Origin of the sequence: Sphingomonas sp. CFBP8993, from assembly GCF_034044895.1 — a bacterium.
Taxonomy (GTDB): domain Bacteria; phylum Pseudomonadota; class Alphaproteobacteria; order Sphingomonadales; family Sphingomonadaceae; genus Sphingomonas.
On the sequence record NZ_JAXCWU010000001.1, the window covers coordinates 578,185 to 602,498 of the forward strand.

The 24,314-nt window shown below is 66.7% G+C and carries 22 protein-coding genes and 1 tRNA gene; 9 read left to right on the forward strand and 14 right to left on the reverse strand.

The features are described 5' to 3' along the window. Positions 1-153: 153 nt before the first annotated feature. The 3 genes from SOM26_RS02595 to pdhA all read right to left on the reverse strand — a co-directional run bounded on the left by SOM26_RS02595 (position 154) and on the right by pdhA (position 3,411). Positions 154-846, reverse strand: a complete 693-nt coding sequence (locus tag SOM26_RS02595) for a squalene/phytoene synthase family protein (RefSeq protein ID WP_320451161.1) — start codon at positions 844-846, stop codon at positions 154-156. Positions 847-935: 89 nt separating this feature from the next. After that, the gene (locus tag SOM26_RS02600) at positions 936-2,366 is read right to left on the reverse strand and encodes a pyruvate dehydrogenase complex E1 component subunit beta (protein WP_320451162.1); all 1,431 of its coding nucleotides are present in this window, start codon (positions 2,364-2,366) and stop codon (positions 936-938) included. Position 2,367: 1 nt separating this feature from the next. Next, positions 2,368-3,411: a pyruvate dehydrogenase (acetyl-transferring) E1 component subunit alpha gene (gene pdhA / locus SOM26_RS02605; RefSeq protein WP_320451163.1), complete on the reverse strand. Its 1,044-nt coding sequence runs from the start codon at positions 3,409-3,411 to the stop codon at positions 2,368-2,370. 171 nt (positions 3,412-3,582) lie between these two features. Between pdhA and SOM26_RS02610 the strand changes: the two genes are divergently transcribed. The 3 genes from SOM26_RS02610 to SOM26_RS02620 are packed head-to-tail and all read left to right on the forward strand — an operon-like array spanning position 3,583 to position 7,135. Then, entirely contained in the window at positions 3,583-4,935 is a 1,353-nt protein-coding gene (locus SOM26_RS02610) for an MFS transporter (RefSeq protein WP_320451164.1), read from the forward strand. Further along, on the forward strand, positions 4,932-5,852 hold the full coding sequence (gene cysK / locus SOM26_RS02615; RefSeq protein ID WP_320451165.1) for a cysteine synthase A: 921 nt from the start codon (positions 4,932-4,934) through the stop codon (positions 5,850-5,852). The genes SOM26_RS02610 and cysK overlap by 4 nt, the downstream gene beginning before the upstream one ends. Next, the gene (locus SOM26_RS02620) at positions 5,849-7,135 is read left to right on the forward strand and encodes a cell wall hydrolase (RefSeq protein ID WP_320451166.1); all 1,287 of its coding nucleotides are present in this window, start codon (positions 5,849-5,851) and stop codon (positions 7,133-7,135) included. The genes cysK and SOM26_RS02620 overlap by 4 nt, the downstream gene beginning before the upstream one ends. Before the next feature lie 4 nt (positions 7,136-7,139). On the opposite strand, the gene SOM26_RS02625 is transcribed toward SOM26_RS02620, so the two are convergent. The 4 genes from SOM26_RS02625 to SOM26_RS02640 form a co-directional block, all read right to left on the reverse strand. Then, entirely contained in the window at positions 7,140-7,550 is a 411-nt protein-coding gene (locus tag SOM26_RS02625) for a MerR family transcriptional regulator (protein ID WP_320451167.1), read from the reverse strand. A gap of 32 nt (positions 7,551-7,582) precedes the next feature. Then, entirely contained in the window at positions 7,583-8,077 is a 495-nt protein-coding gene (locus SOM26_RS02630) for a hypothetical protein (RefSeq protein ID WP_320451168.1), read from the reverse strand. Positions 8,078-8,085: 8 nt separating this feature from the next. Continuing rightward, complete coding sequence (gene hisI / locus SOM26_RS02635; protein ID WP_320451169.1) at positions 8,086-8,448, reverse strand: phosphoribosyl-AMP cyclohydrolase; 363 nt, start codon at positions 8,446-8,448, stop codon at positions 8,086-8,088. 68 nt (positions 8,449-8,516) lie between these two features. Beyond that, complete coding sequence (locus SOM26_RS02640; protein WP_320451170.1) at positions 8,517-8,768, reverse strand: Rho termination factor N-terminal domain-containing protein; 252 nt, start codon at positions 8,766-8,768, stop codon at positions 8,517-8,519. Between the two features lie 144 nt (positions 8,769-8,912). Here SOM26_RS02640 and purF point away from each other — a divergent pair, with 144 nt between their 5' ends. Then, positions 8,913-10,364, forward strand: a complete 1,452-nt coding sequence (gene purF / locus SOM26_RS02645) for an amidophosphoribosyltransferase (RefSeq protein WP_320451171.1) — start codon at positions 8,913-8,915, stop codon at positions 10,362-10,364. After that, positions 10,364-11,074 (forward strand): SDR family NAD(P)-dependent oxidoreductase, encoded by a 711-nt coding sequence (locus SOM26_RS02650; protein WP_320451172.1) that lies wholly within the window; start codon positions 10,364-10,366, stop codon positions 11,072-11,074. The genes purF and SOM26_RS02650 overlap by 1 nt, the downstream gene beginning before the upstream one ends. Before the next feature lie 134 nt (positions 11,075-11,208). Here SOM26_RS02650 and SOM26_RS02655 read toward each other — a convergent pair whose 3' ends face one another. From SOM26_RS02655 to SOM26_RS02670, 4 genes are read right to left on the reverse strand one after another with little or no spacing between them, the layout of a single operon-like run. Continuing rightward, positions 11,209-12,180 (reverse strand): DNA polymerase III delta subunit-related protein, encoded by a 972-nt coding sequence (locus tag SOM26_RS02655; RefSeq protein ID WP_320451279.1) that lies wholly within the window; start codon positions 12,178-12,180, stop codon positions 11,209-11,211. A gap of 10 nt (positions 12,181-12,190) precedes the next feature. Beyond that, positions 12,191-13,363 (reverse strand): D-alanyl-D-alanine carboxypeptidase family protein, encoded by a 1,173-nt coding sequence (locus SOM26_RS02660; protein WP_414712000.1) that lies wholly within the window; start codon positions 13,361-13,363, stop codon positions 12,191-12,193. Positions 13,364-13,394: 31 nt separating this feature from the next. Continuing rightward, on the reverse strand, positions 13,395-14,072 hold the full coding sequence (locus tag SOM26_RS02665; RefSeq protein WP_320451173.1) for a septal ring lytic transglycosylase RlpA family protein: 678 nt from the start codon (positions 14,070-14,072) through the stop codon (positions 13,395-13,397). Continuing rightward, positions 14,056-15,072, reverse strand: coding sequence for a lytic murein transglycosylase (locus SOM26_RS02670; RefSeq protein WP_320451281.1), 1,017 nt, complete (start codon positions 15,070-15,072; stop codon positions 14,056-14,058). The genes SOM26_RS02665 and SOM26_RS02670 overlap by 17 nt, the downstream gene beginning before the upstream one ends. A 190-nt stretch (positions 15,073-15,262) precedes the next feature. Here SOM26_RS02670 and SOM26_RS02675 point away from each other — a divergent pair. Then, positions 15,263-15,352: transfer RNA gene (locus tag SOM26_RS02675), tRNA-Ser, on the forward strand. Positions 15,353-15,665: 313 nt separating this feature from the next. Beyond that, positions 15,666-19,268 carry a family 43 glycosylhydrolase gene (locus SOM26_RS02680; protein ID WP_320451174.1) on the forward strand — a complete coding sequence of 1,201 codons (3,603 nt, stop codon included), beginning with the start codon at positions 15,666-15,668 and terminating at the stop codon, positions 19,266-19,268. Here the strand turns inward: SOM26_RS02680 and SOM26_RS02685 are convergent. Both SOM26_RS02685 and SOM26_RS02690 read right to left on the reverse strand, forming a co-directional pair. After that, the gene (locus tag SOM26_RS02685; protein ID WP_320451175.1) at positions 19,243-20,703 is read right to left on the reverse strand and encodes a family 43 glycosylhydrolase; all 1,461 of its coding nucleotides are present in this window, start codon (positions 20,701-20,703) and stop codon (positions 19,243-19,245) included. The two genes, SOM26_RS02680 and SOM26_RS02685, sit on opposite strands and share 26 nt — an antisense overlap. A 32-nt stretch (positions 20,704-20,735) precedes the next feature. After that, on the reverse strand, positions 20,736-21,422 hold the full coding sequence (locus SOM26_RS02690) for an acetylxylan esterase (protein WP_320451176.1): 687 nt from the start codon (positions 21,420-21,422) through the stop codon (positions 20,736-20,738). A gap of 220 nt (positions 21,423-21,642) precedes the next feature. On the opposite strand from SOM26_RS02690, the gene SOM26_RS02695 reads away from it, so the two are divergent. Next, complete coding sequence (locus SOM26_RS02695; RefSeq protein WP_320451177.1) at positions 21,643-22,554, forward strand: dienelactone hydrolase family protein; 912 nt, start codon at positions 21,643-21,645, stop codon at positions 22,552-22,554. Between the two features lie 28 nt (positions 22,555-22,582). Here SOM26_RS02695 and SOM26_RS02700 read toward each other — a convergent pair whose 3' ends face one another. Beyond that, positions 22,583-23,176: an exopolysaccharide biosynthesis protein gene (locus SOM26_RS02700; RefSeq protein WP_320451178.1), complete on the reverse strand. Its 594-nt coding sequence runs from the start codon at positions 23,174-23,176 to the stop codon at positions 22,583-22,585. A gap of 124 nt (positions 23,177-23,300) precedes the next feature. Between SOM26_RS02700 and SOM26_RS02705 the strand changes: the two genes are divergently transcribed. Beyond that, a complete protein-coding gene (locus SOM26_RS02705) occupies positions 23,301-24,314 on the forward strand; it encodes an SDR family oxidoreductase (protein WP_320451282.1) in 1,014 nt (337 codons plus the stop codon).

Sequence of the window (24,314 nt, forward strand, 5' to 3'; positions counted from 1 at the left end):
ACCGTGTCCACCCCGGCGAAGGCCGGGGCCCAGTATCTCCGAAGCCGGTGGCGCGCTCCTCATTCGAGTGGGAGGCAAGGGCCCGACGCCTTCAATAAGGCACCGCTACTGGACCCCGGCCTTCGCCGGGGTAGATAGCGGGATAAGGGTCGTTCAGCGCCCCGTCAGGCCATGCCACGCCAGCCGCGCAGCCCGCAACGGATGGCCCGGCAAGCGATCCGGGTGGCGTAGACTTTCGCGCGCCAAGACCGCCAGGCCGGTCAACCCACGAGCAGGCTTGGGCGATTTTCGGGCCAGCACCGTATCCAATTCGGCCTCCGCCATTCCACCGGCCGACGCCGCGACCGCCTTATCGGAAAGATGCGACGCTAGATCGGCTTTGCCCCAAGCGACGCCTATCGCCTCCATCCCATCCACCCTCAGCAGCTTGCCCGTGGCAGCAAACAGGACCCCGCCCCGCGCCTCGGCATGACGGGCGATCCGCTCCCCGTCCAATGGCTCGCCGTCATCGAGCAGCGCCTCCCACCCCTCGATCATCGGGGCGAGGTCCGCGCCCCTCACACCAGCAGGCAGCACCGACGCCCCCAGCCGCTGCAAAACCGGATGGGCAGGCGCAGGTTCTCGGTCGAGCTTTTCCAGCGCCTCATACCACCAGGTCAGGCGCATCTGGCCGATCATCGGCTCGGTCGTGCTTTGCAGGATCGAGGCAAGTTGGTGATCGAGATCGAGCAGCGCGGCAAACCCTTCACGCGCCGCTGCAGGAGCATAACCCACCGCCAATGCCTGTTCGCGCATGACCGCCTCAATGGCGGGATGGGGCGTGTCGGAAGCGGGGGTGTCGGTCATGCTCCAGCCTTTCGCACAGCAGGCCTCCACGAAAAAGGGCCTCCCGGTTTCCCGGAAGGCCCCATTCCATTCACCGATCACCCCACGGCTCAGCCGCGATAGGTGACCTTCTTGACGGCGGCGACGACCTTGTTGGCATCGACCAGCGCCAGCTTCTCGAGGTTCGCGGCATAAGGCAGCGGCACGTCCTCGTTGGTCACGCGCAGCACCGGCGCATCGAGGTCGTCAAAGCCCTCTTCCATGACGACGGCGGCGATTTCCGACGCGATCGAACAGGTGGGCCAGCCTTCCTCGACCACGACCAGGCGGTTGGTCTTTGCGAGCGACTTCAACACCGTCTTGGTGTCGAGCGGGCGCAGCGTGCGCAGGTCGATGACCTCCGCGTCGATGCCTTCGGCGGCCAGCTTCTCGGCGGCTTCGAGCGACACGCCCACGCCGATCGAGTAGGACACGAGCGTCACGTCCTTGCCCTCACGCATGATCCGCGCCTTGCCGATCGGCAGGACGAAATCGTCGAGCTTGGGCACGTCGAACGAACGACCGTACATCAGCTCGTTCTCGAGGAACACGACCGGGTCTTCCGAGCGGATCGCCGCCTTCAGCAGGCCCTTGGCATCGGCCGCGTCATAGGGCGCGATCACGATCAGGCCAGGGACCGAGGCGTACCACGGGCCATAGTTCTGCGAATGCTGCGCGCCGACGCGGCTGGCGGCACCGTTGGGACCACGGAACACGATCGGGCAGCGCATCTGGCCGCCGGACATATAGTTGGTCTTGGCGGCCGAGTTGATGATGTGGTCGATCGCCTGCATGGCGAAGTTGAACGTCATGAACTCGATCACCGGACGCAGGCCACCCATGGCCGCACCCGTGCCGACACCGGCAAAGCCGTATTCGGTGATCGGTGTGTCGATGACGCGACGGTCGCCGAACTCGTCGAGCAGGCCCTGCGTCACCTTGTACGCGCCCTGATACTGGGCGACTTCCTCGCCCATTACGAAGACGCGGTCGTCGGCGCGCATTTCCTCGGCCATCGCGTCGCGCAGCGCTTCACGGACGGTGGTCTTCACCATCTCGGTGCCTTCCGGGATTTCCGGCGAGGCGGGCGCTTCCTGCTCGGCGGCGGCGACCAGCTTCTGCGTGCCGCTTTCCTGCTCGGCCGCAGCCGCACCTTCCGGCATCGGCGGCGCAGCATGGTCGGTCGGCTCGTTCTTGGGCGCGGCGTTGGCCGCATCGCCCGAACGCGAACCCGACGCGGCGGCGGACGCGACGTCCTCGCCCTCTTCGGCCAGCAGCGCGATGGCGGTGCCGACCTTCACATTGTCGGTGCCTTCGGCGACCAGGATCTTGGCGATCACGCCTTCATCGACGGCTTCGAATTCCATCGTCGCCTTGTCGGTCTCGATCTCGGCCATGATGTCGCCGGACTTGACCGTATCGCCTTCCTTCACCAGCCACTTGGCGAGCGTGCCCTCTTCCATCGTCGGGGAAAGGGCCGGCATCTTGATCTCGATCGCCATCTCAGTAACGCTCCACCAGCACTTCAGTGTAGAGTTCAGCCACATCGGGCTCGGGGGTCTGCTCGGCGAAGTCCGCCGCTTCGTTCACCTGCTTGCGGATGTCCTGCTCCAGGACCTTCAGATCGGCCTCGGTCACGCCCTGCTCTTCGAGCAGCTTCTTGACGTGGTCGATCGGATCGGACTTGTCGCGAACGCCCTGCACTTCCTCGCGGCTGCGATACTTGGCGGGGTCGGACATGGAGTGACCGCGATAGCGATAGGTCTTCATCTCGAGGATGACCGGACCCTTGCCCGCGCGGACCCAGGCCAGCGCCTCCTCGGCGGCACCGCGACAGGCCAGCACGTCCATGCCGTCGACCTGGATGCCGGGGATGCGGAAGCTCTCGCCACGGCGATAGAGCTGGTCCTCGGACGAGGCGCGGTTGACCGCGGTGCCCATGGCGTACTGGTTGTTCTCGATCACGAAGATGATCGGGAGCTTCCACAGCTCGGCCATGTTGAAGCTCTCGTACACCTGGCCCTGATTGGCAGCACCATCGCCAAAATAGGCGAGGCAGACGCCGCCGTCATTGCTGTACTTGTGCCCGAACGCCAGGCCGGTGCCCAGCGACACCTGCGCGCCCACGATGCCGTGGCCGCCATAGAATTTATGCTCGGTCGAGAACATGTGCATCGACCCGCCCTTGCCCTTGGAGATGCCGGCGGCACGCCCCGTAAGCTCGGCCATGATGACCTTGGGATCGATGCCGTAAGCCAGCATATGGCCATGGTCGCGGTATCCGGTGATCACCGAATCCTTGTCGCCGTCGAGCGCCGACTGCAGACCCACCGCCACGGCCTCCTGGCCGATATACAGGTGGCAGAAACCGCCGATCAGGCCGAGGCCATAAAGCTGACCCGCCTTTTCTTCGAAGCGGCGGATCAGGAGCATCTGCTTGTAGAAATCCAGCAACTGTTCCTTGGTAGCCTGGAACGGTTGCGGTTCGGCGGGACGCTCCCGATTGGGAATGGGGGGCTCGCTGGTACGGCTTGGAGCTTTTGCCACAGTCGGGAACACCTTTGTTTCCGTTAGGGAAGGATCGACGCCTATTGGCGTGCTTTGTGACGAAACTCAATTCCCCCTATTAATTCCCATCAGGACAGCGGGAATTTAGGGGCGAATAGCTTTGCCTCGGTTGCCTTGTCGGCGAAGCGCAGCCTACAACGCTGGCAGATTATGGATAGACCTCTTCACCCGTTCCGCATCGCGAATTTCCGCAGCTACTGGCTGTCGCGGTTCAGCGGGACCATCGCGGTATCGGCCATGTCGATCGTCATCGGCTGGCAAGTGTACAATCTGGCGCGTGAGACGATGGACGTGCGCCAGGCCGCGTTCATGCTGGGCATGATCGGCTTTGCGCAGTTCGTGCCGCTGTTCCTCCTCACGCCGATCACCGGGCTGGTCGCGGACAGCGTCGACCGGCGCTGGATCGTGCGGGCGACCACCGCGTTGCTGGTGCTGACCGCCGCGAGCCTGTGGGGCCTGACCTGGTCGGGGCATCTGTCGCTGGGGGCATTGTTCACCGCCGCTGTCGCCTTCGGCATCGCCCGCGCCTTCTCGGGACCGGCCTATTCCTCGCTCGCCCCCAATCTGGTGCCGCGCGAGAGCCTGCCCACCGCCATCGCCGTCAGTTCGATCGCGTGGCAGGTGGGCACGATCGCGGGGCCGAGCGTCGGCGGCCTGCTCTACGCGGTGCACCCGGAGTTCGCCTACGGCGTCGCGACGCTGTTGTTCGCGGTCGCGCTGTTCTGCATCTTCCTGATCGGCCCGGTGCCGCAACCGCCTGTCCAGACCGATCATCGCCCGCTGGCCCGAATCGTGGAGGGGTTCAGCTATGTCCGCCGCAACCGGCTGGTGCAGGCGACGATCACGCTCGATCTGTTCGCGGTGCTGCTGGCGGGGGCGACCTCGCTGTTGCCGGTCTATGCGCGCGACATCCTGCATGTCGGGTCGCAGGGGCTGGGCGTGCTGGCGGCGGGGATGGGTATCGGCGCGGCGACCACCGCCATCTGGTTCTCGTTCAAGCCGATGACGTCGAATGTCGGCGTGAAGATGCTGATCGCCGTCGTCGTCTTCGGCCTTTCGATCCTGACCTTCGGCATCGCCAGCCACATCACCGGCGCGCTCGGCCTGACCAGCGGCACGGTGGGGCTGGGCGGGGCGAACATCTTCGTCCATCCAGCCTTCCTCCTCAGCCTGGTCGCGCTGATCGTGGCGGGCGGCGCGGACATGGTGTCGGTCTATGTCCGCCAGTCGCTGATCCAGCTTCACACCCCCGACGCCATGCGCGGGCGGGTGAGCGCGGTGTCGCAGCTGACCATCTCGGCCTCCAACGAGCTGGGCGAGTTCGAGAGCGGGGTCATGGCCTCGCTGCTCGGTCCCGTCGGCGCGGTGGTGTTCGGCGGCGTCGGCGCGATCGGCGTCACCCTGCTCTGGTCGCGACTGTTTCCGGAACTCCGGCGCGCGCGAACCTTTGATCCGCCTGAAATCCTTGCAACCGAACCAAACCACGGAGAAGCCAAGCCATGAAGGCCAACACCATCCTGGAGACGATCGGCAACACGCCGCATGTGAAAATCCAGCGGCTGTTCCCGGGATCCGAGGTCTGGATCAAGTCGGAGCGTTCCAATCCCGGCGGCTCGATCAAGGACCGTATCGCGCTCGCCATGATCGAGGCGGCCGAAGCCAATGGCGACCTGAAGCCCGGCGGTACGATCGTCGAGCCGACCAGCGGCAACACCGGTGTCGGCCTGGCGATGGTCGCGGCGGTCAAGGGTTACAAGCTGATCCTGGTGATGCCCGAATCCATGTCGATCGAGCGCCGCCGCCTCATGCTGGCCTATGGCGCGACGTTCGACCTGACCCCGCGGGAAAAGGGCATGAAGGGCGCGATCGAGCGCGCGCTGGAAATCGTGCGCGAGACGCCCGGCGCCTGGATGCCGCAGCAGTTCGAGAACCCGGCAAATATCGACGTGCATGTCCGCACGACCGCGCAAGAAATCCTGAACGACTTCCGCGATTCGCCGATCGACGTCATCATCACCGGTGTCGGCACCGGCGGCCACATCACCGGCGTCGCCGAGGCGCTGAAGAAGGAATGGCCGCAGTTGAAGGTCTATGCGGTCGAGCCCGCCGCCTCGCCGGTCATCCAGGGTGGCCAGCCGGGTCCGCACCCGATCCAGGGCATCGGCGCGGGCTTCATCCCCGCCAACCTCCACACCCAGTCGATCGACGGCGTGATCGAGGTCGATGCCAATGTCGCCAAGGACATGGCGCGTCGCTCGGCGCGCGAGGAAGGGCTGCTGGTCGGCATCTCGTCGGGTGCCACGCTGGCGGCGATCCTGCAGAAGCTGCCCGACCTGCCCGAGGGGGTGCGCGTGCTGGGCTTCAACTATGACACGGGCGAGCGCTATCTGTCGGTGCCGGACTTCCTGCCCGAACAGTGAGCACGCCTGATCGGCCGCGCGGCGGCATCCGCGCGGCGCTTTTCGCCATCGCCGGTACGGCCAGTGTCGTGCCGGCTTTGCTCGTGGCGAACGCCCCCGCCATCCCCAAGGCCCAGCGCGCCGCCACCCAGCGGCTGCGGCAAGCGCAACGCGTCGTGCCGCCCGCCGAGCTGCCGCCGGTCGAACCGGTCGCCTTCATCGACATGAGCCCGGACGAGGCGCGCGCCTATAACGAAGGCGTGCCCTTCTCCACCGACCCCAATCCCGCCGCACGCCCGTTCGTCTATCGGGGCACGGCCGAGGACAAGGCGCGGGCGCTCGACTGCCTGGCAGCGGGCGTGCTCTACGAGGCAGGCGACGATGCCACGGGCGAACAGGCCGTGGCACAAGTCGTCCTCAACCGCCTGCGCCACCCTGCTTTTCCCAAGACGGTGTGCGGCGTGGTGTTCGAGGGGCAGGAGCGATCGACGGGCTGTCAATTCACCTTCAGCTGCGACGGCGCGCTGACCAAATGGCAACCGCCCGAGGCCGCCTGGACCCGCGCGCGCGAGATTGCGGCGATGGCCCTGAACGGCAAGGTCTTCCGCCCCGTCGGCCATTCGACCCATTATCACACCGACTGGGTCGTCCCTTATTGGCAGGCCAGTCTGGACAAGGTGGCGCGGGTCGGCAGCCATTTGTTCTTCCGCTGGTCCGGCTGGTGGGGAACCCCGCCCGCCTTCAACCGGCATCTCGTTCCCGGCGAGCCGGTGATCGAGCGTCTCGCGCCCTTCTCGCCCGCCCATAGCGCAGGGGCCAACGCCACCGAACAGGCGGGGGCCGCGCTGGCCGAAGCCGGGGTGGTGACGGGCGCAGCGACGCCGCTGGCCAGCGACCCGGACATGTTCCTGGCGCCCTTGCCCGTCGGCCTGACGCCGGAGGGTTTCCCGGCCTATGCGACGACGCTGTGCGGTGAGCGCAAGCGTTGCACGGTCATGCTGTGGCGCGAAGCGCCCATACCGCAGGCAGTCCCCCTGACCGCGCCTCAGATGGAGACCATGGCGTTCAGCTATCTGCGCGACGCAGCCTCGGGGCTGGAGCGCACGCTGTGGAACTGCAAATTCTATCCGGCGGTGCCGTTGGCCCGGTGCATGAAGCGCCAGACCCTGACCGTCACGCCCCCCACGCCGGTCGTCAGCCCGACGCCACAGCCCAGCCCTTCGCCCACTCCATCGGGCGAATTGGGCGGTATCCGGCGGGCCGGCAATCCTGCAAGCGAGGCCAAGCCATCGCCCCAGCCGTAGGGCCTCAGTCGTGGTGCGAACGGACGACCGCGACGAAGTCGGTCAATTCGGCGATCGCCGCGTCGATGTCGCGCCTCTGGGCCAGAAGCGCATCGATCTTGGCGGTGCAGCGGGCGACGGCCACCTCGCGCTGCTGGCGGCGACCGTCGCCCAGATCGTAGAGGTCGATCATTTCGCGGATATCGGCCAGGCTGAACCCCACCCGCTTGCCACGCAATATCCAAGCGAGCCTCGCCCGGTCACGCTGGGAATAGATGCGCTGCGTCCCCCGCCGTTCGGGCGAGATCAGCCCCTCGTCCTCATAGAAGCGCAGCGCCCGCGCGGTAACGCCGAATTCGGCGCATAGTTCGGTAATCGAATAATCGTCGCGATCGGCGCGCGGCAGCGGTTCGGCGGAGGCGGCGACCTGGGTCATCGCGATCAGGCTATATACCCTTTACGTGAACGTCAATCGACGCAAAGCGCCTTGCCCCCCGGACTGCGCAGCGTCCGCGCCTCCGCCAGGGATGCACTGACCCGCTCGACGATCAGCGCGGACAGGGTGGCGCGGCCGGTACACAGGGTGGTGCAGGCGGCGGGCAGTGAAGCCGGAAACTGGATGCTGTCCCCGTCGAAGCGTGCGGCGAAGCGGCATTGCCCGAACGCGACCTTCAATTCGGGGCCCGAACGCCGCAGCGTGCCGGACGCGACGCAGCCCTGCCCTTCGCCATAATCCAGCGTCACGCCGATCCGCCGCGCCGAGCCATCACCGCTTCCCGTTGGGGATATGCACATCCGGTCGCTATCGCGCGACCAGACGCCGTCGAGCGGCGCGGCGGCGGGGTCCGCGACCAGTCCGGCCGCAATGCTCGCGGTTTCCAGACGTTCGCCCGCGGCATTGTCGGCGCCGTCACCCCCCTGCCCGCACCCCGCCAAAATCAGGAGACCTGCCAGGGCGATCACGCCCCGCTTCACGCGACCGACACCAGCCCGTCGCCCTCGATCCGGCGAAAGAAGCAACTGCGCGCGCCGGTGTGACAAGCCGGACCCGCCGGCTCGCAGATCACCCAGAGCGCATCCTGATCGCAGTCGATCCGCATCTCCACGACGTGCAGCACATTGCCCGAGCTTTCGCCCTTCTTCCACAACCTCCCACGGCTACGCGACCAGAAATGTGCCTCGCCGGTGGCCCGCGTGGCGTCCAGCGCCTCGGCATTCATATGCGCGACCATCAGCAGCTCGCCAGTCGCGCGATCGGTCACGATCGCGGTCAGCAAGCCATGGGCGTCGAATTTTGGGTCGAGCGTCAGCCCGGTGTCGCGGTGGTCGGCCATGCGGCGGGGTTAGAATGAAACGGGGCGAAAGTCATCCGTTGCCGGTGTTGCCCGCCGCTGATCCCACCTCACCCATGACCGCGAATCGCGTCGACGAGTTCAGCCTTGGTCATCTTCGACCGGCCCGCGATGCCGATCTTGCGCGCCTCGGCCATCAGGTCGACCTTCGTGCGATCCTCCAAATGGGTCGCATTGTGGCTCAGGGAGCCATTCGCCTTGGCATTGGCGATGCGTGCGGCCTTTTCCTTGGACTGGCCCTGCTTGCGCAGCTCTTCATAGAGCGCATCGTCCTTGATCTGGGCGCCGTGATCGCGTGCCATATGCCATCCCTTCCGTTGGGGCCCGAAACGCAGTCTTCGCGAAAATGATCCCGCCGATGATGACAAACAGGCGACAAACGCCGATCACATTCCTATATGCGCCCCGTCTGCCCCTTAGTTGCGAACGTTGCGAGCGCCTCTCCCATGCTGACCACCAACCCCTTCGACGACGACAAACTCCGCGAGGAATGCGGCATCTTCGGCGTGTCCGGCGCCACCGGCGCGGCCGCGCTGACCGCGCTGGGCCTTCATGCGCTCCAGCATCGCGGGCAGGAAGCGGCGGGCATCACCAGCTTCGATGGCACCGTGTTCCACACCCACCGTGCGATGGGCCATGTCGCGGGCAATTTCGATCGCGACGACGTGATCCGTGGCCTGCCCGGCGAAGTCGCCTGCGGCCATGTCCGCTACTCGACGACCGGCGACACCTCGCTGCGCAACGTCCAGCCGCTTTATGCCGATCTGTCGACCGGCGGCTTCGCCATCGCGCATAACGGCAATATTTCCAACGCGATGAAGCTGCGTCGCGAACTCGTCCGTCGCGGTTCGATCTTCCAGTCGACCAGCGATACCGAGACGATCATCCACATGGTCGCGACCTCCAATTACCGCACCTTGCTCGACCGTTTCATCGACGCGCTGAAGCAAGTCGAGGGCGGCTATGCGCTGATCGTGATGACGCCGGAGGGCATGATCGCCTGCCGCGATCCGCTGGGCATCCGGCCGCTGGTCATGGGTCGCCTGGACGGCGCGGTGATCTTCGCCTCGGAGACGGTGGCGCTCGACGTGTGCGGCGCGACCTTCGAGCGCGCGGTCGAACCGGGCGAGCTGGTCATCGTCCAGGGCACCGAAATCCGCTCGATCCGCCCGTTCCAGGCGGTCGATCCGCGCCCCTGCATCTTCGAATGGGTCTATTTCAGCCGCCCCGATTCGATCGCGGGCGACCAGTCCGTCTATTCGGTGCGCAAGGAAATCGGCGCGCAGCTGGCCCATGAAGCACCGGTCGAGGCCGACCTGGTCATCCCGGTGCCTGATTCGGGCGTGCCCGCCGCGATCGGCTATGCCCAGGCATCGGGTATTCCGTTCGAGCTGGGCATCATCCGCTCCCACTATGTCGGCCGCACCTTCATCCAGCCAGGTGACAAGGTCCGCCATCTCGGCGTCAAGCTGAAGCACAATGCCAATCGCGCGCTGATCCAGGGCAAGCGGATCATCCTGGTCGACGATTCGATCGTGCGCGGCACGACCAGCCTCAAGATCGTGCAGATGATGCGCGAGGCGGGTGCGGCGGAAGTGCACATGCGTATCGCATCGCCCCCCACGCGCCACTCGTGCTTCTACGGCGTCGACACGCCCGAGCGCGCCAAGCTGCTCGCGGCCAAGCTCGACCTGGGCGGCATGACCGACTTCATCCATGCCGACAGCCTGTCCTTCGTGTCGATCGAGGGCCTGTACAAGGCGCTCAACGCGACGCGCGGCGAAAAGCCCAGCTATTGCGATGCGTGCTTCACTGGCGACTATCCGACCACGCTGACCGACCATGACGAAACCGCCTCGGTCGACCAGTTCGCGATGCTGGCCGAGCGGGTCGCCTGATGGCGGGCGCGCTCGACGGCAAGCTGGCGCTGGTCACCGGCGCCAGCCGCGGCATCGGTGCGGCCACCGCCATCGCGCTGGGAGCGGCGGGCGCGCACGTCGTCCTGACCGCGCGCACGCCGAAGGGTTTGGAGGAGGTCGAGGAGACCATCTTCAACGCTGGCGGCTCGGCGACCATCGCGCCGCTCGACCTGGCCGAGAATGAATCGATCGGCCGTCTGGCCGCTGCGATCGGCGAGCGCTGGCAGGCGCTCGACGTGCTGGTGCTGAACGCCGGGATGCTCGGCACGCTGGCCGCCGTGCCCGCGATCGACGCCAAGGAATTCGCGCGCGTCCTGACGCTGAACGTCAGCGCACAGGCCGCGATGATCGCCGCCTTCGACCCCATGCTGCGCCGCTCGGCGGCGGCGCGGGTGATCGGCGTCACTTCGTCGGTCGGCCGCAAACCGCGTGCCTATTGGGGGGCTTATGGCGCATCCAAGGCGGCGTTCGAGACGTTGCTTGGCGCCTACGGCGACGAGACGACGGAGATCAGCAAGATCCGCACCGCCATCGTTGATCCCGGCGCAACGCGGACCCAGATGAGGGCCAAGGCCTATCCTGGGGAAGATCCAGCTTCGGTCAAGGCACCGGAAGTCGTGGCCGAGCGAATCCTGGCGCTGGCGATCGACGGTTTCGCGCCGGGGCATTTCGAGCGGGTGGGTTTGTAAGGGCTGTTTGGCTGACGGTGGTGCGTGGCCTTCGACTTCGCTCGGGCTGAGCGGACTTAGGAGCGTTGGCCTTTCCCAAAAGCCGTTCAGGCTGAGCGAAGTCGAAGCCCGCGCCCTGCTCCTACCCGGAACTCTCACCGCAACGTCGCGATAATCCCCGCCATCTCAAACACCGTCCCCTGGGCATCGAGTGAGAGCCCCCGCGCCGCCCCCGCGAGGTCCTGCGCCGCCGCATAGGCGTCCAGTGCGATCTTCAACCGAGGGCCCGACCGACCCCGCGCCTGACCGGCGACGAACGCGGGCGCCCGGTCCAGAAACGCCTCGTACCGCGCCTGCGCCGCCTTGCCCGCCAGCGACTTGGCCAGTTTCACCCGCTCGGCATTGCCCGGATCACCCGTCTCGGCGATGCGCGCGATCGCAGCGTCCAGCCCGGCGATGTTCAGCCCGGCAAAGCGCAGGGCCCGCCCCGGCGCCCCGTCCGCCACCGCGACCAGCGAAGCGATCTCGTCCTCGTCCGCTTCGGGCAGTTGCTGGCGCAACACCCGCGCGACATCGGTATCGGACAGCCGCTCGAAGCGCAGCAACCGGCACCGGGACCGGATCGTCGGCAACAGTCGTCCCGGCGCGTGACTGACCAGCAGGAAGACCGTCCCTGCAGGCGGCTCTTCCAGGTTTTTCAGCAGCGCATTGGCCCCGCCGCGCTCCAGATCGTCGATCGCGTCGATCAGTACGACGCGCGCCGGTCCCATGGCGGGCGCGGTCGCGAACATGGGTTGCAGCGTGCGGACCTGCGCGATGGTGATCGACCGCGCCAGATCCTGATCGGGCTTTTCGGCATCCTTCGGCAACCGGGCCAGCACCCGGTAATCCGGGTGCGACCCCGCCGCCATCAGCCTCGCGGTCGGATGATCCTCCGGCACGGCAAGGCCGGGCGGCAAGGCCCCCGCCCCGCTCGCCCGCGCCAGCAGCCGGGTGGCCGCCGCGCGCGCGAAGCTGGCCTTGCCCACACCTTCCGGCCCGGCGATCAGCCAGGCATGGTGCAGCTTGGCCCCGCCCAGCGCGGCGGCGAAGGCAGCCTGGCCCGCATCATTGCCGACCGGCAGCATGGTCAAGCGATCAGCCGAAGAACGAGGTCAGCCCCGACCAGGCACGGCCGAAGAAGCCCGCCTCGGCGACGTCCTTGTCCGCGACCAGCGGCAGGCGCTGCGCAGGCATGTCGGGCGAGGTGACGACCAGATCGGCGATATGCTGGCCCGCCTTGATCGGTGCCTTGATCGGGCCCTGATAGACGACCTTGCCGCTGATCGCGGGGTCGAGCCCGGCGGGCAACGTGACGGTCAGCTGGCGCGGCGCGACCAGGCCGACGCTGCTCGACGATCCCATCTGGACCTCGGCATCGGCGACCTTCTTGCCCTTGGCGACGACCGGCTTGGCCTGCCACGCACGGAAGCCCCAGTTCATGAACTTCACCGATTCCTCGGCGCGTGCGTTCGAACTGTTCAGGCCCGCCATCACCATCACCAGGCGGCGGCCATTCTGCTCGGCCGAGCCGGTGAAGCCATAGCCCGCCTCCTCGGTATGGCCGGTCTTCAGCCCGTCAGCCCCCGCGACACGGCCCAGCAGCGGGTCACGGTTCGCCTGGGTGATGGCATTGCCGCCCATTGTCTTGCCCCACGAGAAGTCGCGGCGCGAGTAGAACTGCTTGTAGAGCTGCGGGAAGTCCTGGATCGTATGCTCGGCAAGGTCGGCGAGGTCACGCGCGGTGACATAGGTCACACCGCCGTCAGGCCAACCGTTTGAGGTGCCGAAATGGCTGTTGTTCAGCCCGATCTGCTTGGCGGTGCGGTTCATCCGCTCGGTGAAATTCTGCTCAGTGCCCGCGATATGCTCGGCCAGCACGACACAGGCGTCGTTGCCCGACAGCGTGACGATGCCGTACAGCAGGTTGGCGACGCTGACCTGCTCGTTGGGCGACAGGAACATGGTCGAGCCCGCTTGCGGCCCATGCCACTTCTTCCAGGTTTCCGGCTGCACGGTGACCATGTCGCTCAGCTTCAGCTGGCCCTTCTTGACCAGGTCGAAGGCGACATAGACCGTCATCATCTTCGCCATCGACGCGGGCGGCATCCGGCGATCGGCATCCCGCTGGAACAGGATCGCGCCCGAGGACAGGTCCTTCATGAACGCGACCGGCGCGGGCGTGTCGAACTGCGGCGCGGCGGCGACCGAGGGGGTAACCATCGCGACCAGGGCGAGCGGAGCGGCAAATGATGCGTACAGGGTCTTCATGGGTGTTCCGTGACCAAAGGGAGCCGGGAGGTCAATCCTGATGCAGGATGCGGGCGTCTTCATAACCGGCCTGGACCGCCGCGTCACGCAGGGCTTTGGCACTTTCGGCGCTCATGCCCGACCGCTCGACCCGCCATAGCCGGCCAGCCGCGGTCGCATGAGCATCGAACCGCCGGGCCAGTGCCACCGCGCGCGGGTGGCTGGAAAAGCTCGCCAGTTGCACACGGTATTGCGCGCGTGGATCGAGGGCGATCGGCCGGACGACCGGCGCCACCGCCGTCGCGCCCGCCAGGATCAGGCCAGGCCGATCGGTTCCGGGGCTCAGCGCCCGCAAACGGATATGCGCGACCGACCGCTTGTTCGTGCCCAGCAACCGTGCCGCGCCCAGCGACAGATCGGCCACCCGGTCACCCCGGCCCGGCCCGCGGTCGCCCACCCGCGCAACGATCGTGCGCCCCGTATCGACGTCCGTCACCTCGACCATCGATTCGAGCGGCAGGGTGCGGTGGGCGATCATCACGTCGTCGGGGTCGAACTGCTTGCCGGTCGCCGTCCGCCGTCCCGCCAGTTCATGGCCGTACCAACTCGCCCGTCCGGTCGCGTCATACCCGCCATAACGCGGCGACGCCGAACCGTCGGTAGTCGCCGCCGCGACCGGGGCCGCGAGCAACGCCACGGCCAGGGCGATCCACTCAGCCCGCAATCGCATCGGCCAGCAACCCCACCGAGAGCGCGTAGAAGTTCGAGCAGTTATAATCCAGGATCACCCGGTAGTTGCCGGTCAGCAGATAGGCGGTCGCCCCCTGCCCGTCCGGCTCCATCAGCGTCGCCAGCACCTGATCGTTCGGCCAGGCCGCGCCCTGCGGCACGATGCCCATCGCGCGCCACTCGGCGATCGTCCGCCAACCGCTGTGCCGCTCGAACACGCGCGGGCAGCGTGGGCTGACCAGCCGGTTGCGGACCATCGAACGGTCGAAGCCCGCCGGCACCGTCACCGCAAAGCCCCAGGGCTGGCCCGCGCGCCATCCGGCATTGACGAAGTAGTTGCCGATCGAGGCCAGCGTGTCGGCCTCGCTGTTCCAGATGTCCGCACGCCCGTCGCCATCGCCGTCACGCGCGAGGCGCAGATAGATGGAGGGCAGGAACTGCGGATTGCCGGTCGCCCCCGCCCAGCTGCCCTTCAGCTGGTCGCGGGTGACGCCCCGGTCCATCATCTTCAGCGCGGCGATGAACTCCCCCTCGAACAGGGGCCGCCGCCGCCCTTCATAGGCCAGGCTGGCGAGCGAGCGGAGCAGATCGAAATTGCCGGTATAGGCCCCGTAATTCGTCTCATGCCCCCAGATGGCGACCATGATCGATTCGGGCACGCCCGTCTCACGCTCGATCCGCGACAGACGCGGGCGCTGCGCCAGATACTTGGTCCGCCCCCGGCCGATCCGCGCGGCATCGACATGCGCGGCCTTATAGGGTGCGAAGGGACTGAACCCCGAATTGGCCGGGCCGCCGGGCTGGCGTCGATCCAGTTCGATCACGCGGGCATTGAGTGTAAGCGTCGGCAACACCGAGTCCAGCGTCGCGCGGCTGACCCCTTGCGCCATCGCGGTGCCCCGCACCTGCTGAAGATAGCTTTGAAAGCCAGCCTCGTCCTGCGCCTGAGCCGGTACACCGCCGACCAGCATCGCCAAGGTCGAAATAAAGCCAAGGCGCATCACGCGCCGGGTAATTGTCCCCCACATGCCCGACTGTGTGCCATAGCTGCGGGCGCGCCGGAACCTCGCACCACCGCAACCCAGGCACAGCCAGCCGCTCTCCGGCACCGCCGCCACGCTTCACGAACGGTGGTGCATTCGATGGTGGATTCCGCCTCCCGCTTGGCGTACAGGCGCTGTCCGCCGATCCGGAAGAGTGGCCGAGCGGTTTAAGGCACCGGTCTTGAAAACCGGCGACGGTGTGAGCCGTCCGTGGGTTCGAATCCCACCTCTTCCGCCAGAACGCTGCGATTTCCTGCCGCTTTCACTTATTTGTCTATCATGTCCGCGAAGAGCGATCGGTTGTCGCACGCGGGACGATAGCCTCGGCCGGTCGCGGAGGCGTTGAGCGGCCATTCTTCGTCCGACTAATCAGTGTGGTCGCCCAACCCTGCAGCCAAAAGCCAGACCTGGGCCATCGAGGATTTGCGCGGTCAAACTAGTCTACGACCCTCTAAATCGCGCTCTTGCCATGCCGCAAATGTCCTACATAATGCGGCGATATGACGTGACGAGATGACGCGGTCATCATCGTCGCCACCGGGAGAGTCTGGATGAACGACGCGCGTTGCCCCCTGAGCCTGATCATCATCACAGCGTCCGGCTTGGCGCTGGCAGGGGCCGCGCCGGTCGTGGATCCGACGACGGCCGCTATCGCCCAGGTGCTTCGCGGCGATCCCGCCTTTGCGGCTCCGATCCGGGGAAACATCACATTGCCCGACAATGCGTCGGCTCTGACCGGACTTCCGCGCAATGCGGATACCGCCGCCGCGCGGATCGCATGGCATTCCTCCAGCCCGACCGTCATCTCCGACACCGATCGAGGTCGTGGCGTTGACGCAGTGCGCAAGGGGGTGGTCATGCGCGGCGCGGTCGATCAGCGCATACGCCTGACCGCCACGGTTTCGCTCCCCGGTCACCGACCGCTAGCCGTGCCGATCGACGTGGTCGTGCGGGCCAAGCCGACAGCACCGCCCCCGCCCTCCGCCTACATGTTCGTCTATTTCACCGGCAACACGATCGACGGGGAAAAGCTGCGCTTTGCGGTGTCCGACGGCAACGACGCGCTGCAGTGGAAGACACTGAACGATGCGCAACCGATCCTGGAATCCGCTGAGGGTACGCGGGGGCTTCGCGATCCCTTCATCATGCGCTCGGCCGAGGGGGATCGCTTCTTCCTGCTCGCCACCGACCTTTCGACGGGACGTACCGGCTGGGATCGATCGACCAGCCAGGGCAGCCGGTATCTCGAAATCTGGGAATCGACCGACCTGATCCACTGGGGCAAGCAGCGCCATGTGCGGGTCAACCTGCCCAATGCCGGTATGACCTGGGCGCCCGAGGCGACCTATGACCCCACGATCGGTGCCTATGTCGTCTATTGGACGTCCACAATGTACAAGGACGCCGCGCATAGGGTCGAGGACGGCAACGGGCCGCAGATCCTGCGCGCGACCACCCGCGACTTCCGCACCTTTTCCACCCCCGTGCCCTGGTTCAAGGCCGCCGACGTTCCCGGTGCCGTCAAGGCCAAGGGCATGATCGATGCCACCGTCCTGAAGGACGGCGACCAATATTATCGCTTCACCAAGGTCAGCGATGCCGACGGCTGTCCGTCCAGCGACATCCTTGCGCAAGCCTCTCCCTCGCTCCGCGCCGATGGTGCCTCCGGTGCATGGACGATCATCGACCGCTGCATCGGTCGTCGCAGCGGCACGCCGGAGGTGGAAGGCCCCACCGTGTTCCGTGCCAATCCCGGCGATACCAGCGGCTTTCGTTATTTCCTGTGGGTCGATGATTATGGCGGCGTGGGTTACATTCCGCTCGCCACCCATTCGCTTCGGGGCAAGATCCGGTGGACCTATCCCCGGCAGTTCAACCTGCCCAAATCGCCACGCCATGGCACGGTGCTGGCCATCACGGCGGCCGAGCGCGATGCGCTGGCAACGCGTTGGGACCGTGCCGATCCCGACACCACGACCCTTGCCGATCGCTGGATCGTCGCTCCGGTCCTGGCGTCGGGATCCCACCTGCCCGTCCCGGCGGGTTACAAGGCCGTATGGCGCGCCGATGGCCGCGTCGTGCCCGACGGCGTCCTGACCAACACGGCCACGCAGGCACGGGTCATCCGCCTGGAGGGTACGCTGACGGGGGCAAACGGCACGAGCCTGACCAAGCAGTTCACCGTCAATCTGCTGGGAGCATCCTCCCGCCGGATCGAGGCCTATGCGCGGGTGCCGACCACGACCCAGGATGCCAACCAACCGACCGTCGCGCGAAGCGTCCATCTGGGGCTGGCGGATGCGGACGGCCGGATGGTTCCGCTCAACGATGATTACGGCGTTGCGTTCGCGCGGGGCGACTATGTCGGGATCGACCGAGTGGCGCTTCGGGGCGTCGCATATCCGTCGCTCTTCTACTTCGCGGATGGCGAAATCGGCATCATCGCCGCACGCGTGGACATGGACGGCAATCCGGACCCTGGTGCGGCGGTCGTCTTCCGTCGCGATCCCCAGACCTCGGACTTTCGCGAGCTCGGCACGCTGGACCTGGGTGCGACAGCGATTGGCATGACCATGCCACGGGCCATCTGGGATAGCTCTACCCGGCGCTACATCGTGTCATGGATCGACCGCTCCGGCCGTCCACGCTGGACGACCGTCGCCGATCTCGCGCGGCAGGAGTGGCAGGCGACACCCTTTTATCCCGAAACGGGGGGACGAAGGCCGCGGATCGCCTCCACGGGCAATGTCGGACAGGTCCTCACCGGTGACGTGACGGTGACGGCGAGCGACACATTGCCGATCGACGCCGCCACCGCAGCAGCACTGACCGCGCGGTACGGGCGGGTCGTCAACACCACGGCGACCGTGACCCCGCAAAGCATCGGCATGAAACAGGCCAGCGCCCTTAACGGCGCGCGCGTGACCTTGGGATATTCGGACGGCTCCACCGCCACGCGTGCGGTCGACTGGGACGCCGAGGACGTTGCGCGCCTGACCCGGCCGGGCCGCTATCTGGTCCACGGCGCGGTCCGCCAGCGGCGCTATCCGGCGATCTTCGCCTATAACCGAGCCGACCCCGACATCTATCGGTGGGAGCATAAGGACCGCGTCCGTTATCTTTTCGTCGCCACCGACGACACGGACAACGACAATGTCGGCTCTGTGCATCTGCCGCTTCGTGTCGCGGACAGCATCGCGGATCTCGCCGACGACAATGGCGGCCGCGCGCGCGAAGTGGACGTGCTCAATCGACGGACCCGCCACGATCGCACGGCCGAGGGGCGCGTGATCGCGGGCTGTTACTGGGCACCCGAAATTCACGAGATCGGCGGGAAGCTGTCAATCCTCTTCGCGCCTTGCTTCAACCCCAAGGACGGTCGATCGAGCGATGGGGGATTATGGTCGACCGTCCAGTCGCATATCATCCAGCTGCGCGATGGTGGTGATCCGGCCAATCCCGACGACTGGTCCAAACCCGCTGCCATTCTGAAGGCCGACGGCAGCGCGCTGGGCCGGGCGGAAATGCCGGCCAATATCAGCCTCGACATGTCCTATTTCGAGGTGAAGGGCCAAGGCTATTACACTTGGTCGCAGCGCTATCTTCCGAAATCCGGCCCTCTGGGCGATCCCCTGACATGGATCGCCAAGGTCGACCCCGCCAGGCCGACGCGACTTGCCAGCGCGCCGTCCCCGATCATCGCGCCCGTAACCTCGGTCGAAGAGAACCTTGCCGAGGGCGCGTTCGCGCTCGTCCATGACCAGCGGGTGACGCTCGTCTATTCCAGTTCCGGCGTCAGCCCGACCTATGTCGTCAACGGCATCTCCGCGCCCGTCGATGCGGATCTGACCCGGATCGATTCATGGCGCAAATGGTCTTCCCCGCTGCAGAAAAGCATGCCGATGCCCGCGGGCGACGAGGACTATCGCCGATACGAACAAGGGCCAGGGCACGGCGCCTTCACAAGCGACGAGGACGACACCCCCCTCTATGTCTATCATAGCTGGGGCAATGGCGTCGGTGGGAACGGACGGGACGCGCGCATCCGTCGTGTTCACTGGGCGGCCGACGGTCGACCTCTACTCGACATGACGCCCGATGAAGAGGTTGCCCCTCCCAACCGTCGTGTCACGATGACGGTGACCGTTCGCTGAACCGCCATCGCCCGGCATCGCTGTCGGGGTCGAAGCGGGTCAGCGTTACGGTGCTGGTGCCGATCGCCATCAATGCCGTATCCTCGCCCTTGGCCTGGACCTTGGGGGTGATGCGGTAGCTGCCGTCGGTGAGTTGGTCGATCCGCCAGAGCTGCGCGTCGGCACCGGTATAGCGGGGCACCGCCTCGACCTCGCCCGCGCCGGTTGCCGCCAGCGTGCGCTCGGTGCCCGCGATGCCGATCCGGTAATAGGGTGCGCCCATATAGCCGCCCGCCATGGCCACCGGGGTGATCGTCCATTGCTGGTGCGGGCGGATCATATAGGCCGCCATGTCGACCCGCGTCGCCCCCTGCGGCCAGCTCGCGCTGTCCTGCGCCAGGGTCTGGTCGGGCAGCGATACGACCGGATCGGTCGGCTTGGCGCGGAAGCTGGCCCGTGCGTCGAAGGGGATGCGGACGAAGTCGACGAGCAGCTGAAGCGCGTTGCCGCTCCGCTCCGATTTGATCTCATAGGTGCCGGGGCGGACGTTGCTGCCCGCAACGGGCCAGCCGTCGCGCCATAGCAGCGGCTCGATCGCCAGCACGCTGCGGCCCGAACGGTTCATGTCCGCCTCGTAATGCATCGAGAATTTCTGCATGCCGCCGCCCAGATCGATCAGGCCGAAATGCCCGGGCCCCATCGCCCGCCCGCCCGCGCTGACGACCAGCTTGCCGCCGCCCTTGAGCAGCGGCACCCCCATCGCATCGACATAGGGGCCCAGCACGCTGCGCGAGCGGCCGACGCGGATGTTGTAGGTCGAATTGGGCCCGTCGCAGCAGGTCCCGTGGGTGCCGAGCAGGTAATACCAGCCGTCACGGTGCATCAGCGCGGTCGCCTCCATGTCGATCGCGATGTCGACCGGCCGGTTGCCCGCCATGCGCCGCCCGGTGGCGGGATCGAGTTCGACGATGCGGATGGCACCGAAATAGGTGCCGTAGCTGAGCCACAATCGCCCATCGGCATAGAGAAAAGCCGGGTCGATCGCGTCGTTGTTCTCGATCCCGTCGCTCGATGCGACCGTGCCGACATCGTGATAGCCAAAATCGGGCGACTTGGGATCGAGCGTCCGGGTCCACATGATCTTCACGTCGCTGGCATGGCCGCCCGACATGCCCCCACCACCGACCGCATAGGCGACATAATAGCGGTCGCCGATCTTGATGATATCAGGCGCGACACCGCCGCCGGGGCGTACCGCGCCGCCGCGCCAAGTCCAGCCATCGTCGGAGATCAATCCGCCGCCGCGCGTGCCGAAAGTGTACCATTTGCCGTCCGAGCGGGTGACGGTCGAGGGATCATGGATGAAGACCTCTCCCGCCAGCTGCGCGGCGGCGGGGACGGGCGTCACGCAGGCGCAGGCCAGGGCGATATGGGTGGCAAGCGGGGCACGGCGCATCGGGGGCAGTCCTTGGATCTGTCTGGAGGCGCTCATTGGACGGCCAGCGTCAGGTCGCGGACAGGCTTTCCATCGGCATCGACGAAACGGACTGCGAAATCGCTGAGCCCCGGCCCGTTGATGACCGCGCCGCGCAGGATATTGCGTCCCTGGCGCAAGGTAAGCCGGTCGGACAGGACATCGTCCATCACCATCCGCCGGTCGTCATACAGGTCTGCGACGTTCGCCCCGTTCAACCACCAGCGCGAGGCCGAGTTGGAGCCGACCGCCAGGCGGACGTTCCGCCGCTCGCGCGGGCTGGTTACCACCGTCGTCGTCCAGAAGACGACACCATATCTCGGTTTGCCCAGGCTTTGGGCGAAGTGGAACAGCTTCACGTCCCAAATCCGCGAGTCATAGGCGTGCCAGAGCAACGACTGGTCCCCGACGCGGACCGTCTGCCCCTCCCTGGGCAGCACGGCCCAGCGACCCGGATAGGTATCGGGCGACAAGGCCTGGCGGACATAGGTGCCGGTGAACACCGCATTGGTCGGGTTGGGCTTGGCGACGGCCTCAAGGATCAACCAGCGGCGCAGGAAACCATCCGCGTCCGGAGCGGCGGGAGCGGACGTCACCGGCGCGAACAGATCGCCGAGCGGCGGCACCGGCGGCGGCGCTGTCTGGGCGGCGACCGGTGCCGCGATCGCCACGATGCCTGCGATCCATGCCGTGCGTCGCATCCTGCTCTCCCTCTCATGCCAGTCGCCGGGGCGGTCATGTGCCGCCCTCGTCTTGTCCGGTCGCAACAGGCTAACGCCCAGAATGTTAGCGCGTCAACTTTCCAATCGCTTGCAGCCAGCCCTTATTTCTTATGCCGATTACCGTATTGCGGGTCAGGCCGAAGTCCTCCACGTTGGCGCTAACATGACGACGGCGAACGGCGCGTGGTGAGGGAGAGCGATGATGGCGACAGGATGGCTTCGGGGTATCGCAGCGGCGGCGCTGATCGGCACGGCCGGTTGGGCAGGCGCGACCGACAACGCTGTGGAACACGGCACGGGGCGCTTTCCCGCGATGCTGGAGGAGCGGGCCGACCTCCCCGATCATGTCGTCTATCGCCCGCGCGACATGGCGGCGCTGGGCCGGGCGAAGCTGGGCATCTATGTCTTCGGCAATGGCGGCTGCGGTGCGGACGGGACGGCGTCGCGCAACCACCTTCTGGAGATCGCTTCGCATGGCTATCTGGTGATCGCCTCCGGCACGATCCCCAAGCCCGTTGACGTGAAGGCGTCCCCACCCGGTGGCGGGCTTCAGGTCGCGACGGCCACCCATCTGCTATCCGACGCGATCGACTGGGCGGTCCGGGAGAACGGCCGGGCGGACAGCCCCTTTCGCGACCGCATCGCCACCGACGAGATCGCCGCCTCGGGCTGGAGCTGTGGCGGGTTGCAGGCCCTGGCCGTCGCGGCCGAGCCGCGCGTGAAGACCAGCGTCATCATGAACAGCGGCTTTTTCCCCGCCGGTGCCAATCCCATTCCCGGCATCGTGTCGGACAAGGCGCTGCTAAATCGGTTGCACGGCTCGACGCTCTACATACTGGGGGGCCCGAGCGATATCGCGCACGGCAATGGCACCGATGATTTCGGCCGGATCACGCATATTCCAGCGGCCCTGGTCAACATACCGGTCGGGCATGGCGGCACCTATATGCTACCACATGGCGGCGTCGCGGCGGAGGTCGTGACGGCCTGGCTCGACTGGCAGCTCAAGGACGATGCGAAGGCCCGGCAACGCTTCGTCGGGGCCGATTGTGGTTATTGCCACGACCCGCGCCTGACCCTCGATCGCAATGCGCTGTTGCAGAAACGGTAGGTCGGTCGGCTTCTGAGGGTGAACGCGATCAGGCTTGCGTAATCGCCAGATAGGTCCCGACGCCGACCGCCACCACCGCCAGCAGGATCGCGACGATCATCACCAGCCCGTCGCCGACCATCAACGCCAGGCCGAAGGCGGCGATGGCGGCCATCGGGGCGGTGGTGGCCAGTGGCAACAGTTCCAGCGGCGGCACCGCCAGCGCCAGGATGATACACGCCACCGCCGCCACGCGAGGAAAGGGCCCGTGGGTCAGGTATGGCAGCCGTCCGTGAAACCAGCGATCCGCCCAGGCGGCGGGTTTCCTGGCCTTGTCGATCGCACGGCGTACCGTCTTGCTGGCGACCGAACGCCGCCGGATGAAGCCCGGCAGCCACAAATGCTTGCGCCCGAAGGCCAGCTGGACGGCGACCAGGATGATGATCGCGGCCAGAACCGTCGGCAGTCCCGGGATCGAGCCGATCGGCGAAATGTCGATCAGCGCGGGGATCAATAGCAACGGGCCGAACGAGCGCCGCCCGAACGCCTGGACCACATCGTCCAGCGCGACCCGGTCCTGCTTGTCGGCCAGACCGCGAAGTGTCTGCAAGATGTCGCCGATGCTGCTGGGGCCGTCCGTCATTCTTCGCAAACGGCAGGTGCGCTGCACGGTTCCTCGCGATGCGGTCGAGGATCGCTTGCGCATGTCGATGGTTGCAACAGGAAACACGCGACCTTTCCACCGGTTGTCCCGAAGGAACGAGATGATGAGCGACGCCGACACTTCCCGCCGTAGCGTCCTGGGCGGGGCCGCATTCGGACTGGCCGCCGCTGCCGCGCCCGGCGCCGCGATCGCCCAGGCCGCGGGTGCCCCGGCGGGTGCGCCGATCACGCCGGTGCCGAGCCTGCGCGATCCCCGCAGCGCGTACACCAGCACCCCCTTCCCCGAACAGCGCCAGCCCTGGCCCGCGCTGGCCGGCAAGATGACGCCGCGTCCCGATCACGGCGAGACGAGCTATCGCGGATCGGGCAAGCTGACCGGTCGCAAGGCGTTGATCACCGGCGGCGACAGCGGCATCGGGCGCGCCGCCGCCATCGCTTTTGCGCGCGAAGGCGCGGACGTCGCGATCAACTATTATCCCACCGAGGAACCCGACGCGCGCGAGGTCGCCGACCTGATCCGCCAAGCCGGGCGCAAGGCGGTGCTGCTGCCCGCCGACATCCGCACGCAAAAGGCATGTGAGGACACCGTGCGCCGCGCGATCGCGCAGCTTGGCGGGCTGGACCTGCTGGTCAACAACGCCGCCTATCAACAATCGAAGGCGGACATCATGGAGATCAGCGACGAGCAGTTCGTCCGCACTTATGAAACCAACGTCTATCACGTCTTCCGCTTTTCCAAGGCGGCGATCCCGTCGATGCCGCCCGGATCGGTGATCATCAACACCATCTCGCAGAACAGCTATGATCCCGGCGAGGACCTGATCGACTATGCCTCCACCAAGGCGGCGATCCAGAACCTGACGCGCGGCATGGCCAAGCAACTGGCCAAGAAGGGCATCCGGGTCAACGCGGTGTCGCCGGGCCCGATCTGGACCCCGCTTCAGGTGGCGGGCGGCCAGTTGGCGGGCAAGATGCACGAGTTCGGCCAGGACACGCCGCTCGGTCGTGCCGGACAGCCTGCCGAGCTCGCATCGCTCTATGTCGCGCTGGCGTCGGGCGAGGCGACCTTCTCGACCGGCACGGCCGTCGGCGCGCATGGCGGCAAGGGCTTTCCGTGA